Source organism: Rhodobacteraceae bacterium D3-12, from assembly GCA_025916135.1.
Taxonomy (GTDB): domain Bacteria; phylum Pseudomonadota; class Alphaproteobacteria; order Rhodobacterales; family Rhodobacteraceae; genus JAKGBX01.
This window is the reverse complement of sequence record CP104793.1, coordinates 3038852-3056055: the sequence shown is the minus strand read 5'-3', so window position 1 is coordinate 3056055 and position 17204 is coordinate 3038852. Positions and strand designations below refer to the sequence as shown.

The 17204-nt window shown below is 62.2% G+C and carries 15 protein-coding genes and 2 pseudogenes; 12 read left to right on the top strand and 5 right to left on the bottom strand.

Annotated elements, in window-relative coordinates:
• Positions 1-73 precede the first annotated feature (73 nt).
• Positions 74-487: an Hsp20 family protein gene (locus tag N4R57_15125; GenBank protein ID UYV36340.1), complete on the top strand. Its 414-nt coding sequence runs from the start codon at positions 74-76 to the stop codon at positions 485-487.
• A gap of 3 nt (positions 488-490) precedes the next feature.
• A complete protein-coding gene (locus N4R57_15120; protein ID UYV36339.1) occupies positions 491-718 on the top strand; it encodes a DUF1150 domain-containing protein in 228 nt (75 codons plus the stop codon).
• 139 nt (positions 719-857) lie between these two features.
• Here the strand turns inward: N4R57_15120 and N4R57_15115 are convergent, their stop codons facing one another.
• The 3 genes from N4R57_15115 to trxB form a co-directional block, all read right to left on the bottom strand.
• Positions 858-2933 (bottom strand): bifunctional sulfate adenylyltransferase/adenylylsulfate kinase, encoded by a 2076-nt coding sequence (locus N4R57_15115; GenBank protein UYV36338.1) that lies wholly within the window; start codon positions 2931-2933, stop codon positions 858-860.
• 157 nt (positions 2934-3090) lie between these two features.
• Positions 3091-3423: a ribonuclease E inhibitor RraB gene (locus N4R57_15110; protein UYV36337.1), complete on the bottom strand. Its 333-nt coding sequence runs from the start codon at positions 3421-3423 to the stop codon at positions 3091-3093.
• Between the two features lie 6 nt (positions 3424-3429).
• Entirely contained in the window at positions 3430-4371 is a 942-nt protein-coding gene (gene trxB, locus N4R57_15105) for a thioredoxin-disulfide reductase (protein ID UYV36336.1), read from the bottom strand.
• Positions 4372-4571: 200 nt separating this feature from the next.
• On the opposite strand from trxB, the pseudogene N4R57_15100 reads away from it, so the two are divergent.
• Positions 4572-5071, top strand: a pseudogene (locus tag N4R57_15100) (Lrp/AsnC family transcriptional regulator).
• A 281-nt stretch (positions 5072-5352) separates the two neighbouring features.
• Here N4R57_15100 and truA read toward each other — a convergent pair.
• The gene (truA, locus tag N4R57_15095; GenBank protein UYV36335.1) at positions 5353-6126 is read right to left on the bottom strand and encodes a tRNA pseudouridine(38-40) synthase TruA; all 774 of its coding nucleotides are present in this window, start codon (positions 6124-6126) and stop codon (positions 5353-5355) included.
• 100 nt (positions 6127-6226) lie between these two features.
• Here truA and N4R57_15090 point away from each other — a divergent pair, with 100 nt between their 5' ends.
• From N4R57_15090 to N4R57_15065, 6 genes are all read left to right on the top strand, one after another.
• The gene (locus tag N4R57_15090; protein UYV36334.1) at positions 6227-7642 is read left to right on the top strand and encodes a YcjX family protein; all 1416 of its coding nucleotides are present in this window, start codon (positions 6227-6229) and stop codon (positions 7640-7642) included.
• Positions 7642-8079 carry a GNAT family N-acetyltransferase gene (locus N4R57_15085; GenBank protein ID UYV36333.1) on the top strand — a complete coding sequence of 146 codons (438 nt, stop codon included), beginning with the start codon at positions 7642-7644 and terminating at the stop codon, positions 8077-8079. The genes N4R57_15090 and N4R57_15085 overlap by 1 nt, the downstream gene beginning before the upstream one ends.
• Complete coding sequence (locus N4R57_15080; protein ID UYV36332.1) at positions 8076-9065, top strand: YcjF family protein; 990 nt, start codon at positions 8076-8078, stop codon at positions 9063-9065. Before N4R57_15085 ends, N4R57_15080 begins: the two co-directional genes overlap by 4 nt.
• Entirely contained in the window at positions 9062-10360 is a 1299-nt protein-coding gene (locus N4R57_15075; GenBank protein ID UYV36331.1) for an SDR family oxidoreductase, read from the top strand. The genes N4R57_15080 and N4R57_15075 overlap by 4 nt, the downstream gene beginning before the upstream one ends.
• Positions 10360-10839, top strand: coding sequence for a DUF2269 domain-containing protein (locus N4R57_15070; GenBank protein UYV36330.1), 480 nt, complete (start codon positions 10360-10362; stop codon positions 10837-10839). Before N4R57_15075 ends, N4R57_15070 begins: the two co-directional genes overlap by 1 nt.
• 100 nt (positions 10840-10939) lie before the next feature.
• The gene (locus N4R57_15065; GenBank protein ID UYV36329.1) at positions 10940-12181 is read left to right on the top strand and encodes a hypothetical protein; all 1242 of its coding nucleotides are present in this window, start codon (positions 10940-10942) and stop codon (positions 12179-12181) included.
• On the opposite strand, the pseudogene N4R57_15060 reads toward N4R57_15065, so the two are convergent.
• Positions 12178-12584, bottom strand: a pseudogene (locus tag N4R57_15060) (group III truncated hemoglobin). The gene N4R57_15065 and the pseudogene N4R57_15060 sit on opposite strands and share 4 nt — an antisense overlap.
• Before the next feature lie 255 nt (positions 12585-12839).
• Here N4R57_15060 and ileS point away from each other — a divergent pair.
• The 3 genes from ileS to N4R57_15045 all read left to right on the top strand — a co-directional run bounded on the left by ileS (position 12840) and on the right by N4R57_15045 (position 17134).
• Positions 12840-15806: an isoleucine--tRNA ligase gene (gene ileS / locus N4R57_15055; GenBank protein UYV36328.1), complete on the top strand. Its 2967-nt coding sequence runs from the start codon at positions 12840-12842 to the stop codon at positions 15804-15806.
• A 90-nt stretch (positions 15807-15896) separates the two neighbouring features.
• A complete protein-coding gene (locus N4R57_15050; protein UYV36327.1) occupies positions 15897-16262 on the top strand; it encodes a bleomycin resistance protein in 366 nt (121 codons plus the stop codon).
• 467 nt (positions 16263-16729) lie between these two features.
• Positions 16730-17134 carry a methylated-DNA--[protein]-cysteine S-methyltransferase gene (locus tag N4R57_15045; GenBank protein ID UYV39592.1) on the top strand — a complete coding sequence of 135 codons (405 nt, stop codon included), beginning with the start codon at positions 16730-16732 and terminating at the stop codon, positions 17132-17134.
• The last annotated feature ends 70 nt before the right edge of the window (positions 17135-17204 follow it).

The window sequence follows — 17204 nt, the reverse complement described above, 5'->3', positions numbered from 1 at the left end:
AACACACGCGGTTGCCAAAACGGGGCCGCAAATAACATGAGTCGCTTGAACCTTTGATAAGGGCCCGTGTCGAATGACAAAACTTACCTTGGGGTCACACCCCTATCTTCTTGGCTTCGAACAGCTCGAGCGTTTGCTCGAGCGGAACGCCAAATCCGGTAACGAAGGCTACCCGCCTTTCAATATCGAACAGACTTCGGATACCTCCTATCGCATCACGCTGGCCGTGGCCGGTTTTGCCGAAGGCGACCTTTCGATCACGATCGAGGACCGGCAATTGGTCATTCGTGGCCGCCAATCCGACGACAGCGAAGGGCGCATTTTCCTGCACCGTGGCATCGCCGCCCGCCAGTTTCAGCGCAGCTTCGTGTTGGCCGATGGGGTCGAAGTCGGCGAAGCGGTGATGGAAAACGGGTTGCTGCACGTCGATCTCACCCGTGCCGTGCCGGAACAAGTGGTTCAAACAGTCAACATCAGGAAGGGGTAAACCATGCACGCCAAGTATGATTTTGAAACAGATACGCCTGCGAACATCGTCTATGTGCGCAAAGTCGCGGTAAAGGACCTACCACAAGAGGTGCAGGCCGAAGTGCCCGACCTCGACAGCGTCTATTCCGTGCACCGCGCCGACGGTGCGCAGCTGGCCCTCGTGCATGATCGCGCCTTGGCCTTCTCGCTGGCGCGTCAGCATGACCTCGCACCCGTGACGGTCCACTAAACTTTCAGGCCGGCGTTCTGAACGCCGCACTCCGGGTTTGATCCGGGGCCAAGCAGGCGCCCACGCCAAACTTCCAAACAAAAAACGCCGGGGCCATCGCTGACCCCGGCGCTTCTTTTCTCTGCAACCTTCGCGGAGCTTACACCGCGATCAGCCCCATCGATTCAAGCTTCAAAATGACCTGATGGGCGCAGTTGTCCACATCGACATTCTCGGTCTCAACGCGCAACTCGGGATGCTCGGGAATGTCGTAAGGGTCCGAAATTCCTGTGAATTCCTTGATCTTCCCTTCCCGCGCCAGCTTATAAAGCCCCTTGCGGTCGCGCCGTTCACATTCCTCGATGCTGGTCGCGACATGCACCTCGACAAAGGCACCGTATTGCTCGATTTCCTCGCGCACCGCGCGGCGTGTCGTGGCATAGGGCGCAATCGGCGCACAGATCGCGATCCCGCCGTTCTTGGTGATCTCGCTGGCAACATAGCCGATCCGCCGGATGTTCAAATCGCGGTGCTCCTTGGAAAAGCCCAGCTCGCTCGACAGGTTCTTGCGCACAATATCCCCGTCCAGAAGCGTCACAGGACGCCCGCCCATTTCCATCAGCTTGGTCATCAAAGCGTTGGCAATGGTCGATTTCCCCGACCCCGAATAGCCGGTGAAAAACACCGAGAACCCCTGCTGGCTGCGCGGCGGATACCGGCGGCGCAACTGTTCAACCACCTCGGGAAAGCTGAACCATTCAGGAATTTCCAGCCCCTCGCGCAAACGACGACGAAGCTCGGTGCCCGAAATATTCAAAATCGTGACGTTGTCCTTGTCGTCAATCTCGTCCGCGGGCTCGTATTGGGCGCGCTCCTGCACATAGACCATGTGCTTGAAATCAACCATTTCCAGCCCGATCTCGCTCTCGTATTCGCGGAACAGATCCTGCGCGTCATAGGGGCCATAGAAATCTTCCCCGGCCGAGTTCTTGCCCGGCCCGGCGTGGTCCCGGCCAACGATGAAATGGGTGCAACCGTGGTTGGCGCGGATCAAACCGTGCCACACCGCCTCACGCGGGCCGGCCATGCGCATGGCAAGGTTCAGCAGCGACATCGTCGTGGTTGACGCCGGATATTTATCCTGCACCGCCTCGTAACAACGCACACGCGTAAAATGGTCCACATCGCCCGGTTTGGTCAGGCCAACAACCGGATGGATCAACAGGTTCGCCTGCGCTTCCTTGGCTGCGCGAAAAGTCAGCTCCTGATGCGCGCGGTGCAGCGGGTTGCGCGTCTGAAACGCCACCACCTTGCGCCAGCCCAGCTTGCGGAAATAGGCACGCAGCTCGTTAGGCGTGTCGCGGCGGGCGCGGAAATCGTAGTGCACAGGCTGCTGGATGCCCACAATCGGCCCGCCCAGATACACTTTGCCAGCGACGTTATGCAGGTAATTCACCGCCGGATGCGCGTCGTCATCCGCGCCGAACACCTTCTCGGCCTCATGCGCCTTGTTGGGCACCCAACGGTCGGTCACCGTCATCGTGGCAAGGATCACACCCTCCTGATCGCGCAGCGCAATATCCTGCCCAAGCTCCATTTTCTCGGCAAACTCTTCGCTCACATCCAAGGTGATCGGCATCGGCCAAAGCGTGCCATCCGCCAGCCGCATGTTGTCGACAACACCGTTGTAATCCGCTTCCGACAGGAATCCTTTCAACGGGTTGAACCCGCCGTTCATCAACAGCTCCAGATCGCAGATCTGGCGCGGCGTGAGGTCGTGGCTGATAAGCTCTCCGGCCTCAACTTTAAGCTTCTGGGCGCTCTCATAGCTGACATAAAGTTCGGGGATAGGGGCAAGATTGTTCTGCACGAGTTCTGTCCTGTGTTTGATAGGGGAAAGGGATAGGCTGGTCCCGGTCAATTCGGCATGGAGCGCATTATACTCCGCGAATTTCCGGGCAAGAAACTGATCGGTGAGCCGCACTTTTTCGGTCGCGCCCCGCGCGGTCAGAGCATAGGCAAAGCGCTGGCGCTTGTCCGGCCCGGCGCGTTCACTGACCTTGATAAAACCGGCCTCGGTGGCTGCACGCAGTAAGGCGTTGAACCGGCCCAGAGATATCCCAAGTGCCGCCGCAGACGCACGCTGCGACGCCTCCGGCGCCAGATCAAGCTGGCGCAGAAGCCGGAAGATCTGATCTTCCTCTGACGGGCTGGTTTTGGTCTCGACTTGGGTCACGGGTCCGGGCTCAAAGTGTGTTCACGAATGAACGCATTGCACGGAGGATTGGCAAAAGAAAGAATAAACTCCGAAAAATGCTGTGCAAATTCAGCCTGTGACCAAGCTGCAACGGGTGACGCCCCGCGCTGTCGGTGCTGTGGCGGGCTAAAAAGGCCTAGCCTTCCAGCCCCCAACCATCCGGTGAAAACCCAAGCTCAAGCGCCGCCCGCGTGGCAATCTCCTCGCCAAACCATATGCCGCTGGCCGATACGGCCTGATCGGGCAGGGTGGCCACAAGGTAGGGCGGATCACCCGCCTCGGCCTCGATGATGGCACAGTCAAACTCCAACTGCGCCAGCCGATCCGCCAGCTTGTTCCAATCCGCTCCATCGGCATCAGCGACAAAGAAATAGTCGATGTCGGCCACATCCGGCAAACCGTGCTCGGCCTGCAACTCTTTGTAAGTCGCAACCGTCTCGGCTTGCTGGGCCGCGAAATCATGGCCCATCGGGCGTCACTCCTGCTCGGCCAGAAAGCGCTCGGCTTCAAGCGCGGCCATACAGCCCATCCCGGCGCTGGTCACGGCCTGACGATACTTGTGATCGGTCAGATCGCCGGCGGCAAAGACGCCCGGAATGCTGGTTTCGGTGCTGTCCGGCTTGGTCACGACATAGCCACCCATGTGGGTTTCCAACACATCCTTGACCAACTCGTTGGCAGGGGCGTGGCCGATGGCAATGAACACACCCTTGGCGTCAATCTCGGTGATCGCGCCGGTTTCGACGTGTTTGACCTTCACGCCGGTCACACCCTTGGGGTTGTCCTCGCCGACAACCTCTTCAAGCGTGTGAAACCACAGCGGCTCGATCTTGGGGTTCTTTTCCAGCCTGTCGATCAGGATTTTCTCGGCGCGCAATTCGTCACGGCGGTGAACCAATGTCACCTTGCTGGCGAAATTGGTCAGGAACAGCGCCTCTTCAACGGCGGTGTTGCCGCCGCCGACTACGACAATCTCCTGCCCACGGTAAAAGAACCCGTCACAGGTGGCACAGGCGCTGACGCCAAATCCCTTAAAGGCCTCTTCGCTCTCCAGCCCCAGCCACTTGGCCCGTGCGCCGGTGGCCAGAATGATCGCATCGGCGGTATAGGTCGTGCCGCTGTCTCCATGCGCCTTAAACGGACGTTCGGACAGCTCGAGGCTGGTGATGATGTCGCCGATGATCTCGGTGCCCATGGCGCGGGCGTGCTCTTCCATCTTGACCATCAGATCGGGGCCCTGCACTTCGGTGAAGCCGGGGTAATTCTCAACCTCGGTGGTGGTGGTCAACTGGCCACCGGGCTCAAGCCCCTGAACAAGGACCGGCTCCAACATCGCACGGCTGGCATAGACCGCCGCCGTATACCCCGCAGGCCCGGATCCGATGATCAATACGCGTGTGTGCCTTGTCTCGCCCATGTCTTGGCCCCCAGCCTTGGAATCTCGTGTCAAAGCGATATAGCGATGCACCGGGCGACATAAAACCCTTTCCCGCGTCAGGCCACGGCTTTGTCGTCGGATTTTTATTTGCGTTAAGGAAATTGCGCATGGGCGAAATATTATTGCGCGCACAAACAGTGGTGCTATAACATCCGAAAATCCGCAGGGGAGTGGTAACCATGTCCGGGTCCCGTCTCGATCCGATCGACCGCAAAATTCTCGCCGAGCTTCAGGCCGACGGGCGCATGACCAATGTCGAACTGGCCAAACGCGTGGGCATTTCCGCGCCCCCTGCCTGCGCCGGGTGCGCACGCTTGAGGAACAAGGCTTCATCCGCGGCTATCACGCCGAGGTCGACCCGCGCGAACTGGGCTTCGAAGTACAGGTCTTCGCTATGGTCGGATTGCTCAGCCAGGCCGAAGTCGATCTCTCCGCTTTCGAAGAACGCTGCCGCGGCTGGCCGCTTGTACGCGAATGCCACATGCTCAACGGCGAGGTGGATTTCATCCTGAAATGCGTTGCCCCGGACCTCTCGACCTTTCAAACCTTCCTGACCGAGGAGCTGACCGCCGCCGAAAACGTGGCTTCGGTCAAAACATCCCTCGTCATCCGCGGCGCGAAAGACGACCCCGGCGTGCCCTTCGAAGTCCTCGAAGACCGCCTCTCGCGGTCCGCCTGACCCAAAGGTGCGCCTGCGCGCACAGGTTGGAACGCGTTCAGGCCACGCAGGCCTTGGGGGCGCTGCCCCCAAACCCCCGGGATATTTCCGGTCAGATGAAGACAGCTCCCAATTGGTCCAGCCCCCGTTTCAGCAACGAGGGGCCTTCACCTGACACGGCCATCGGCGTCCCCGCCTGTGCCGCATCAAAAGCTTGGTGCGTTAAGGTTAAAATCAGGTTACTTCATCTGACTAAAAATATCCCGGGGGGTCTGGGGGGCTGGCCCCCCAGCCTTGCTTTTCTAAAAAGGCGCGAAGGGGTTATCCGGATAACCCACACCCGCAAGGTAGAGCCCTTCGGGTGGGCAGACCGGCCCGCAGGCGTCGCGGGTGGCGGCGTCGAGAGCGATTTTGACGTCATCGGCGGCCCAGGCGTCCGCGCCGACGCGTTCTAATGTGCCAACGATAGAGCGCACTTGGTTATGCAGGAAAGAGCGCGCTCTCAGATAGAAGCGAAACTCGGTCCCTCCGGCGGCGGGGTGCTCTTCGATCCTGATCTCGTCCAGTGTTTTTAGCGGGCTCTTCGCCTGACACATGGTCGAGCGGAAGGTGGTGAAATCGTGCAGCCCGATCAGATGTTGCGCTCCGGCTTGCATCGCGGCAAGCGAAAGCGGGTTCTTGACCTGCCAGACCAGCCCTTTGTCGTGGGTCGCTGGCGCGCGTCGCACGAGCAGGCGAAAGAGATAGCGCCGCTCGCGGGCCGAAAACCGCGCGTGCCAGTCCTCGGACACTTCACCTGCTTGCACAATCGCCACCGGCGCGGGCTTCAGGTGATAGTTCAGTGCCTCGCAGAGCCGGAACGGCTCCCACGATTTGGCAAGATCGCAATGGGCCACCTGTGCAAGCGCGTGCACGCCAGCATCCGTGCGCCCGGCGGCCGCAATGCTATGCTGCCCGGCTTCGATCTTTCCCAGCGCCGCTTCAATCGCGCCTTGGACCGAGGGCTGATCGGCTTGCCGCTGCCATCCGGCGAACGGCGCACCATGATATTCGATTTTCAGAGCATAACGCGGCATGTCCGCCCCATATCGCGTGGGCGCGGGGCAGGGCAAGGGGTGGCGCAGCGGCGCGGCTGTGATTATCTATGGCGCAGGGCGGGTAAAAAGGGTGCCGTGAGTGGTCATTTCTGCGCTGGCAGACAGTATTTCACGCGGGTTCGAAACCGTGGGCGACACCGTATCGGGGGCGTTTTTTGAACCTGTGATCCGTCTTGGCGTGACCGGTCTGGCGCGCTCTGGCAAGACGGTGTTCATCACCTCGCTCATCGCCAACCTGATGGATCGCGGGCGTATGCCCGGCCTTCTGGCTGCCAGCGAAGGGCGGATCGAAGCGGCCTTTCTGCAACCCCAACCCGACGACACCGTGCCGCGGTTCGATTTTGAAACCCATCTCGCCGCGCTCACTGCCGCCGCGCCGCATTGGCCCGACAGCACTCGCGCTATTTCCGAATTGCGCCTGTCGCTCAGAGTGCGCCCCACGGGGCTGCTTTCTGGCCTCTCGGGTCCGCGCACGGTGCATCTTGATATCGTTGATTATCCCGGCGAATGGCTGCTTGATCTCGGACTGATGGACAAGAGCTTTGCTTCGTGGAGCGCGGACATCCTCGCCCGTATCGCACCGCGCACGCAAGCCGCCGACTACCTTGCGTTGGCCCATCAAACCGATGCCACGGCCAATCTGGACGAGCCCACGGCGCAGGCGCTCACCCAAAGCTATACCGCGTACCTGACCGCCGCCCGCGATGCTGGCTTCTATGATTGCACACCGGGGCGCTTTCTTTTGCCCGGTGACCTTGCCGGAAGCCCGGTGCTGACCTTTGCGCCGCTCCCCCAGCCGCAAACCACGCCGCGCCGCTCGCTCTGGCGCGAGATGGAGCGGCGGTTCGAGGCCTATAAGGCCCGCGTCGTCAAACCTTTCTTTCGCGATCATTTCGCGCGGATTGACCGGCAGGTCGTGCTGGTCGACGCGCTCGGCGCCATTCACAACGGCCCGCAAGCGGTCGAGGATATGCGCGCCGGTCTGGCCGATATTCTTGGCGCGTTCCGCCCCGGTCGTAACGCTTTCCTGTCGCGCCTGCTTATGGGCAAGCGGGTCGAAAAAATCCTCTTTGCCGCGACCAAGGCCGATCATTTGCATCACACGCAACACGATCAACTGACCGCGATCATGCGCGCGCTGGTGCGCGATGCAACTGACCGCGCCGATTTCGCTGGTGCCGATACGCATGCCATGGCGCTCGCCTCGCTGCGCGCCACGGTCGAGGAAACCCGCACCCATGAAGGTCGTAACCTTGACCTCGTGCGGGGCACATTGCTCGACACCGGCAAACAGGCGGCGTTCCATCCCGGCAACCTGCCCGAGGATCCCTCGAAACTGCTTGGCCCGGCGCGTGACGGGGCGGAAAAATGGCTGACCGGGGATTATTCCGTCATGCGGTTTGCGCCTGCGCCTTTGACCCTTAAGCCGGGCGAGGGGCCACCGCATATCCGGCTTGATCGTGCGGCGCAGTTTCTTTTGGGGGACAAGCTGTGATGCAACCCAAACCACCGCGCCGCGCTCGCCTCTGGCATGTGCCGCGATTGGCACGCATCCTGTGGTCCGCCGTCCCACGCAGCACGCGGCGCGACCGCCTTGGCGACCTTGCAACACTGGCGCGGCTTGTGCGGCGTGGACAAATCACCCAAGTGCCGGGCCGGCTTGGCCCGCGCGGCTTTCTGGCCCGCGACGGCGCGCGTATCCACGCGCTTTACACCCATCCCAAGGCCCGGCGCCAAGGCGTCGGCTCGCATCTCCTTGGCCACGCCAAACGCACCTCTCCCCGGCTCGAACTCTGGACCGCACAGGACAATGAAGCGGCCCGCCAATTCTATGCCGCCCACGGGTTTTACCCGACCGCGTTCAGCTTTGGCCAAGGCAATGACGATGGCCAACCCGACATGCGCCTGATCTGGCAAAGGAACGCCCAATGACCAATGGCCCCGTCCTGATCGACCTCGAAGGCAGCGACGCAAAAAGCCCCGCCGAAGCGCCGCCTGTTCCCGATACCGGCCTGCCCGAAGGCCGCGCCATGCAAAGCGTTGCGGCGCTTGCCACGGCCCGCCCGTCACGGCTTGCCAAATGGTTCTGGGGCTTGCTCGGTGCGTTGTTGCTCGCCGCCGTCTCTGTTGCCGCGTGGGATTTCGCTTGGGGGCTAATCGACCGCTCGCCGATCCTTGGCTATCTCATCGGCGCGCTTGCCATTGCCTTCCTGTTTGTGCTCGCCGTCATCGCCCTGCGCGAGCTGGCCGCGTTTTCGCGGCTCAAGCGGATGGACGGGCTGCACCGTGCCGCCGCCGAGGCGTTGCTGACAGATGACCTTGGCGCCGCCAAAGAGGTGGTCGCGCGCCTCGACCGGCTCTATGCCGGACGCGAGGCGCTGACCCTTGGGCGCGAACGCTTGAAACACCGCGCCCCCGAGCAGTTTGACGCCGCCACGCTGCTGTCGCTGGCCGAAACCGAGCTGATGACGCCGCTCGATGCGGCCGCCACGAAAGAGGTCGAAGCCGCCGCACGCCAAGTCGCCACCGTCACCGCCCTCGTGCCCTTGGCGCTGGCCGATGTGTTCACCGCGCTCACCGCCAATTTGCGGATGATCCGGCGTGTGGCCGAGATCTATGGCGGGCGTTCCGGCACGCTGGGCAGCTGGCGGTTGACCCGCGCCGTGCTGACCCACCTTGTCGCCACCGGGGCCGTGGCCGTGGGCGATGACATGATCGGAAGCATCGCGGGGGGCGGCCTCCTTGGCAAACTCTCGCGCCGCTTTGGCGAAGGCGTGGTCAACGGTGCGCTCACCGCCCGCGTCGGCGTTGCCGCGATCGAAGTCTGCCGTCCGGTGCCGTTCTCAACCGGCAAACGCCCCTCGGTCTCGCGCCTCGTCAGCCGCGCCCTCGCGGGCCTGTTCGGCGGTGGCAAGTGAGCCGCGTTCTCGTCATCGGGGCCTATGGCATGATCGGCGCGGCCCTCACGCGTCACCTGCTTGATGCGGGCCACCATGTCACCGGCCTTGGCCGCTCTGTCGCCACCGCGCGGCGCGCGTTTCCCGGCCTCGACTGGGTGTTTCGCGACCTCACCCATATGACGGTGCCGGGTGATTGGCTGCCCTGCCTGCAAAACGTCGATATCGTTGTGAACGCGGCTGGCGCGTTACAGGACGGCCCCGCCGATAATCTCGCGGCAGTGCATGCCGCCGCCATCGCCGCTCTGGCCGAGGCCTGCGCCACCCGTGGCACGGGCCTCATCCAGATCTCTGCCGCCGGGGTGTCGCCGGAGGCCTCAACGCATTTCTTTCGCTCCAAGGCGGCGGGGGACGCGGCGATCATCGGGGCAGGGGGCGCGCATTGGATTCTGCGCCCCGGCCTCGTGCTCTGCGATACGGCTTACGGCGGCACGGCCCTGTTGCGGATGTTGGCGGTCACGCCAGTGCTGCAACCCCTCGCCATGCCCGATACGCCGATCCAAACCATTGGCATGGCTGACCTTTCTCGTGCCGTTGCCGCATGTATCGACGGTAAAATCCCCGCCGGAACGGTGGCCGATCTGGTCGAAGACCACCCTCAAAGCCTCGCCACGCTCACCTCTGAACTGCGCGCATGGCTCGGCGTTGCCCCGGCCCGCGCAAGGCTCACGGCACCGCGCTGGGCCGTGGCGCTGACCAGCCGCGCCGCCGATGTGCTGGGCCATCTCGGGTGGCGCTCGCCCCTGCGCAGCACGGCCGTCACGACCCTCGCGGATGGGGTGCTTGGCGATCCGGCCCCTTGGCAATCTGTCGGCGGCCCGCCCATCCGCGCGTTGCACGACACGCTCGCCAGCACGCCGGCCCGCGCCGAAGACAGGCTCGCCGCGCGAATGCGCCTCGCCATGCCCTTCGTGATTGCCACGCTGGCGCTGTTCTGGGCGCTGTCCGGCCTCATCGGCTTTGCCCGCCTCGGCGCGGCGGCGTCGCTCCTCACGGCCCAAGGCTGGCCCACTTGGGCGGCACAGCTTTCCGTCGCGGGGTGGAGCGTGGTCGACCTCGCCCTTGCCGCCGCCTTGCTCTGGCGCCCCACCGCCCAACGCGCCGCGCTGGGCATGGTGGCAGTCAGCCTCGCGTACCTCGCCCTCGGCACGCTCTTCACCCCCGCGCTTTGGGTCGATCCGCTCGGCCCGCTCCTGAAAATCCTGCCGGGGATGATGCTCGCCCTCGTCGCCATCCCCCTGCTGGACAGCCGCTGATGGAGCTGCTCGACATCCTGCGCTGGGCCCATGTTATCGGCGCCACCGTCCTGCTTGGCACCGGCGCCGGGATCGCATTCTTCATGCTTATGGCCCACCGCACCCATGATGCCCGCCTGATCGCCCATACCGCGGGCGTGGTCGTGCTGGCCGATACGCTCTTCACCGCAACCGCCGTGATCGCGCAACCCGTCAGCGGCCTCTGGCTCGCCCATGAACTGGGCTGGAGCCTCACCGAAGGCTGGCTTCTCCTCTCCATCGCGCTCTATATCCTCACCGGCGCATTCTGGCTCCCGGTGGTCTGGATCCAGATCCAATTGCGCGGCCTTGCCCGCACAGCAGCACAGACCGCAACACCGCTCCCGCCGCGCTATCACCGCCTGTTTCGCATCTGGTTCGCCTGCGGCATCCCGGCCTTTGCGGCGGTGCTCGCGATCCTGTGGCTGATGCTGACACGCCCCGACATCGCGCTCTTTTGAACCGCAAAACCCCGACGCCACGTCGAGCTGCCCCATCGCTCTTGCGGCTCACCATCACGCCCGATACGGTGCGCCAAATTCTTCAACCCAAGGAAATTCCATGAAATTTTCGCGTTCGCTCGCCCTCGTCTCCGTGTTTGCCCTCCTCGCGGCATGCAAAAACCCCGAAGACGCTGCCAAAGAGCTGTCGCGCGCCGGACTCGAGGCGCAAACCGCCATCGGAGAGGCGCTCCAAACGCGCGACCTCGACAGCGCCAACAAACTGGCCGATGGGTTCGCCACGACGCTACGCAGCACGATCAACGACAATTTTGATGGTGATTTCTGCACCGTGCCCTTCGCGGGCATTGACTGCGACAGCACCAAAACCGCGGCCGACATGTCGGAAAAATCGCGCAACCTGCTTGGCCGAACCGCACAGCGTTACGACCTCATGCGCCGGCTGATCGCCGAAAGCACCCCCGTCACCGACCCGCTGCTCGCCGATTTCCGCGTCCCTAGCGCGAAAACCGCCAAAACCGACCTGATCGCGGTTCTCGCCGGGCAGGATAGCGTCCAGTCCCGCATTCTCTTCAACAGCCTGACCCGCCAGGCCTTTGAAACCTGCAAGGATATGCGCGCGCTGGCCAATGAATTCGAACGCGACGACGCCTACAAGCGCCTGACCCAACCGGGCGAGATGACCGCGCCGAAAGCCGACAAACCTCTCAAAGGGATGGTGGCAATCGAAGGCGGCAAATACGACCTCAACGCCGAGGCCTTCCGTCCCACCGGCAAACTGGCCAAAGCTGGGCGCAAAAGTCAGGCCTACAAGGTCTCAGGCCGCTTCCGCATCACCCGCAAGCTGAGCGACATCACGGTCAAAATCCCCGTCCATACCTGTAAAGGAGACGAGCTGCGCAGCTTCTCCGAGGAATTGCGCAAACGCGGTGATTTGCAAAACCCCTTCCTTGTTCTCAAGCGTGAGATCAAAGTCAGCTATCGCGCGCCCGCCCTGCAAAACCTTCTCACCGGTGAAATCCCGGTGCCCAAGGACAAGGCTGAAAGCCTCGTCAAAGACTTCTCGAAATCGCCCCTACAGATGATCCGAGAAGAGCGGCCAATGCTGGTTACGATCAACTTTGAACCGCGCAGCATCAAAGACCTCACCATCGAACGCGACTTCGTGGTGCTGCCCGTTGATGTGACGCATCTGGCCTACTACCCGCTGACGCGTCCCGTCGTGACGGATTCCCTTCTGCGCAAGGATTTCTATATCGGCATGATGCCGCGCCATGTATTCGGGCGCACCAGCTACCCTTCGGTCGCGCCGCTGTTCCAGAAATCGCTCGGCGCGAATTAACGCAAAATCGGAACGCCCCCGGTCCCTGCGTCTTTTCCACCACCCCGGCGCGCAGGGATCGGCCGATCCGATGGGCCAGCGCCGACCACGCCCGCGCCTGATCCGGGCGCAATTCCTGCGCCAGAACCTGATCGAACAGGCCCAGCCATGTCTCAAACATGCCGGGGCGCACATTCCCCGCCGCGCGATGCACCGCCAGCGGGTTCCCGTCATAACTGCGCTCGTGCAGAATCGCATTGGCCCAGAATCGCGCGATCTTGGCCTCATGCGGCGGCCAGTCGCTGATATGGCTCGCGAAAACCGGCCCCAACGCCGGATGCACGCGGACACGCGCATAAAATGCCGCCACGACCCGCTCGATCTCGGGGCGCGTCACATCGAATTTCGCTGGCAAACCCGCCATATCACTCTCCTCTTTTCGCCCACAGCCTTACCTGCTTGCCGCGCTGTGCAAAAGACGCCAAAGCGCCGCGCATCACGCCTCTGGACGCTCCGGCCAAGCCGCCCTATAACCCGCAGCAACATGACTGGTTTCGAGACTATTATCCGAATTATATCCCCGGCGCTCTGATCCAAAAGAGCCGCCGGGCAAAGGCGTTTGAAACTCCGCGCCGCTCTCGCAAACCACCTCTCAGATTTTCAGGAAAGATACGGGCCAATGACCGATCAAACCGCCGACTACAAAGCCACGCTGAACCTGCCGCAAACCGATTTCCCGATGCGCGCGGGCCTGCCCAAACGCGAACCCGAATGGCTCGCCCAATGGGACCAGATCGGCATCTATGACCGCCTGCGCGAAAAAACCGGGCGCACGCCGTTCACCCTGCATGACGGTCCCCCCTATGCCAACGGCCACCTCCATATCGGTCACGCGCTGAACAAAACGATCAAGGACATGATCGTGCGCTCGCACCAAATGATGGGCCACGACGCGCGCTATGTGCCGGGTTGGGATTGCCACGGCTTGCCGATCGAGTGGAAAATCGAAGAGCAATACCGCCTGAAAGGGCAGGACAAAGACGATGTGCCGATCATCGACTTCCGTCAGGAATGCCGCAAATTCGCCGAAGGTTGGGTCGATATCCAGCGCGACGAATTCAAACGCCTCGGCATCACCGGCAATTGGGCCGACCCCTACCTCACCATGGCCTACCACGCCGAAGCCGTGATCGCCGCCGAGTTCCAGAAATTCCTGATGAACGGCACGCTTTACCAAGGCTCCAAACCGGTGATGTGGTCCCCGGTTGAAGAAACCGCATTGGCCGAAGCCGAGGTCGAATACCACGACAAGGACAGCTTCACGATCTGGGTGAAGTTTGAGGTGGCTGACGAGATAGTCGGCGAACGCAGCGAGCTTCAGGTTTGGCCTGAAGACCTTGTCGGCGCATCCGTCGTCATCTGGACCACGACCCCTTGGACCATCCCCTCCAACAAGGCCGTCGTCTACGGTGAAAACTTCGCCTATGGCCTCTACGAGGTCACCGATACGCCCGAAGAATGCTGGGCCTCGGTTGGCGAACGCTTCCTCTTGGCCGACAAACTCGCCGCCGACGTGATGAAACGCGCGCGCCTCGAAGAGGGCATGTATAAACGCGTCCGCGATGTTTCCGCTGATGAACTGGCGAGCCTCTCCCTCAAACACCCATTGAACGCGGATGCTTTGTTAGAAGCAGGGTTGGATTATCACATCGAATGGGATGAACCGCGAAAATTCCTCCCAGCTGAATTCGTCACTGACGAAGAAGGTACCGGCTTTGTCCATTGCGCTCCCTCCCACGGAATGGAGGAATTCGAATTCTTTCGGGACAGGGGCGAACTTGAAGACGTCATCACCTATAACGTGATGGACGATGGCTCCTTCCGCGCCGATCTGCCGTTCTTTGGCGGCAAGAAAATCCTGCGCGACAAGCCCAAAAAGGGCGATTGGGAGGGCGACGCCAATGCCGCCGTGATCTCGAAACTGGCCGAAGTTGGCGGCTTGCTTGCCCGTGGCAAGATCAAACACTCCTATCCGCACTCTTGGCGCTCCAAAGCGCCGGTGATCTATCGCAACACGCCGCAATGGTTCGCCGCCATCGACAAACCGGCTGGGGGCAACGACGAACACGGCAAAACCATCCGCGAACGCGCGCTCAAATCCATCGACGACTTGGTGAAATTCACGCCGCAAACCGGGCGCAACCGCCTTCACGCGATGATCGAAACGCGCCCCGATTGGGTGCTCTCGCGCCAACGCGCATGGGGCGTGCCGCTCACCTGTTTCATCCGCAAAGGCGTCCTGCCCACCGATGATGGCTTCCTGCTGCGCGACGACGCCGTCAACCAACGCATCGTTGACGCGTTCGAGGCCGAAGGCGCGGACGCATGGTATGCCGACGGGGCCAAACAACGCTTCCTCGGCGCAGATTATAATCCCGACGAGTGGGAGCAGGTCTTCGATGTGCTCGACGTCTGGTTCGATTCCGGCTCAACCCACGCTTTCGTGCTGCGCGACCGCGCCGATGGCACCCCCGACGGCATCGCCGATGTCTATATGGAAGGCACCGACCAACACCGCGGCTGGTTCCATTCCTCGCTCTTGCAAGCCTGCGGCACCCTTGGTCGCGCGCCATATCGCAACGTGGTGACCCATGGCTTCACGCTGGACGAGAAGGGCATCAAGATGTCCAAATCTCTCGGCAACACCATCGTGCCCGAGGAAGTGGTCAAACAATACGGCGCCGACGTTCTGCGCCTCTGGGTTGCGCAAACCGACTATACCGCCGACCAACGCATCGGGCCGGAAATCCTCAAAGGCGTCGCCGACAGCTATCGTCGCCTGCGCAACACCATGCGCTTCATGCTCGGCTCGCTAGCCCAGTTCGATGAGTCCCAACGCGTCGCCCCCGCCGATATGCCCGAGCTTGAACGCCTGATGCTGCACCGCATGGCGGAACTCGACCACAAGGTCCGCTCCGGCTACCGCGCCTTCGATTTCCAAGGCGTGTTTTCGGCGGTGTTCAACTTCTGCACCGTTGACCTCTCGGCCTTCTACTTCGACATCCGCAAGGACGTGCTCTACTGCGACGGTGAAAGCCCGCGCGCCCATGCGGCCCGCACGGTTTTGGACCTCTTGTTCCATCGCCTCACCACATGGCTGGCCCCGATCCTCGTCTTCACAATGGAAGACGTCTGGCTTTCGCGCTTCCCCGGTGCGGGCAACTCGGTCCACCTCCAAGACATCCCCGAAACGCCCGCCGACTGGTTGGATGAACCCTTGGCCGCGAAATGGGCCGAGGTGCGCAAAGCCCGCCGCGTCGTCACCGCCGCGTTGGAAGTGCAGCGCGCCGACAAGGTGATCGGTGCCTCGCTCGAGGCCGCGCCGATGGTCCATGTCCGCAATCCTGACATGCTCGCCGCCCTCAAAACCGTCCCGTTCGAGGATATTTGCATCACCTCCGCGATTTCGCTCACCGATGATCCCCTCCCGTCCGAGGCCTTCCGCCTGCCGGAAATCGAAGGGGTCGGCGTGGTGTTCGAAAAGGCCGATGGCGAAAAGTGCCAGCGGTGCTGGAAAATCCTGCCCGACGTCGGCAGCCACTCCCACGCGGGCGTTTGCGGGCGCTGCGATGCGGCGCTGCAATAGGGCAACTGCACTCGCGCGATTGAGCTAGGCAAGAGGGGGGGGAACCACCCCCTCTTTCCAACGTCGTCGAATTGGGGCACTCTGTCGCATATGTCCTACAAACCCGACGGCTACACATCGCTTGCGCCCTACCTGATCGTGCCCGACCCGCGCGCCGTGCTCGATTTCTGCGCCGCAGTCTTTGATGCCCAAGAGCTGCGCGTCATTCACGATGGTGCGCGCATCATGCATGCCGAATGCCGTATCGGTGATACGGTCCTGATGATGGGCGGCAACCCGAACGGCACCGGCGCATTGGTGCATATCTATCTGCCTGATCCCGATGCTGCCTTTGCCAAGGCGCTTTCCCTCGGCGCAGAAGAAATTCAGCCGATGATGGAAAAGGGCGACGGCGACAGGCGCGGCGGTTTTCGCACGCCATGCGGCACACAATGGTTTGTCGCGCGGCAGGTCTGAAAACACCCATGCCGCAGCTCACCATTCAAACCCCAACCGGCCCCTTTACCCTGACCGAGGAGGTCATCACCGAACGCGCCAGTGCTGAAAATTCCAGTGCAGAATACGCCAGCATTGGAAACGTCCACAGAGAAACCGGACGCGCCAAGGCTGCAACCGCTCGCGCCAAGGACACCAGAACAGAAGAGACCGGAACCGAGAGGACCGACGCAGAGCAGACGGGCAGCGAAGAAACCGGCAGCAAAGACACCAGCACAGAGAACTTCAGAGCAGAGTACACCAGCGCAGAAAACACCAGCGCCAAGGCCACCAACGCTAAGCGAACCAGTATCCAGAGCGCCCGCTCCAAGCAGTCCGGCACCAAGCAATCCGGCCCCCAGCAATCCGGCACCCAGAAATCCGGCAGCCAGAAATCAAGCATCCAGCACACTAACACCCAGCCAGCCCAGACCGACCAAGCCAGCGCCATCATCCGCGCTGAATGGGTGAGCGACACCACACCATTTGGCACCGACGAAACGCCACTGCTTCTTCGCGCCCGCGATCAGGTCGCCGAATATTTCGCCGGCACCCGCACAGCCTTCGACCTGCCGCTCCGCATCTACGGCACCGATTTCCAACGCGCCATTTGTGACGCCATCTCTGCCATCCCGCTTGGCGACACGCTCACCTATGGCGACATCGCCAAACAACTCTCTGCCATGCCCCAAGCCGTAGGGCGGGCCTGCGGCGCCAACCCGATCCCGCTGATCATTCCCTGCCATCGGGTCATGGGGGCAGGGGGCAAGCTCACCGGCTTCTCGGGTCGCGGCGGCGTCGAGACAAAAGTCTGGCTTTTGCGCCATGAAGGTGCGGCAAGCCTGTTAATCTGACCTTGCCCCAACGTACGCTGCATTATTTAAAATAGCGTTAAGCAAAACCGGCGTCACACGGCAGCCGGGA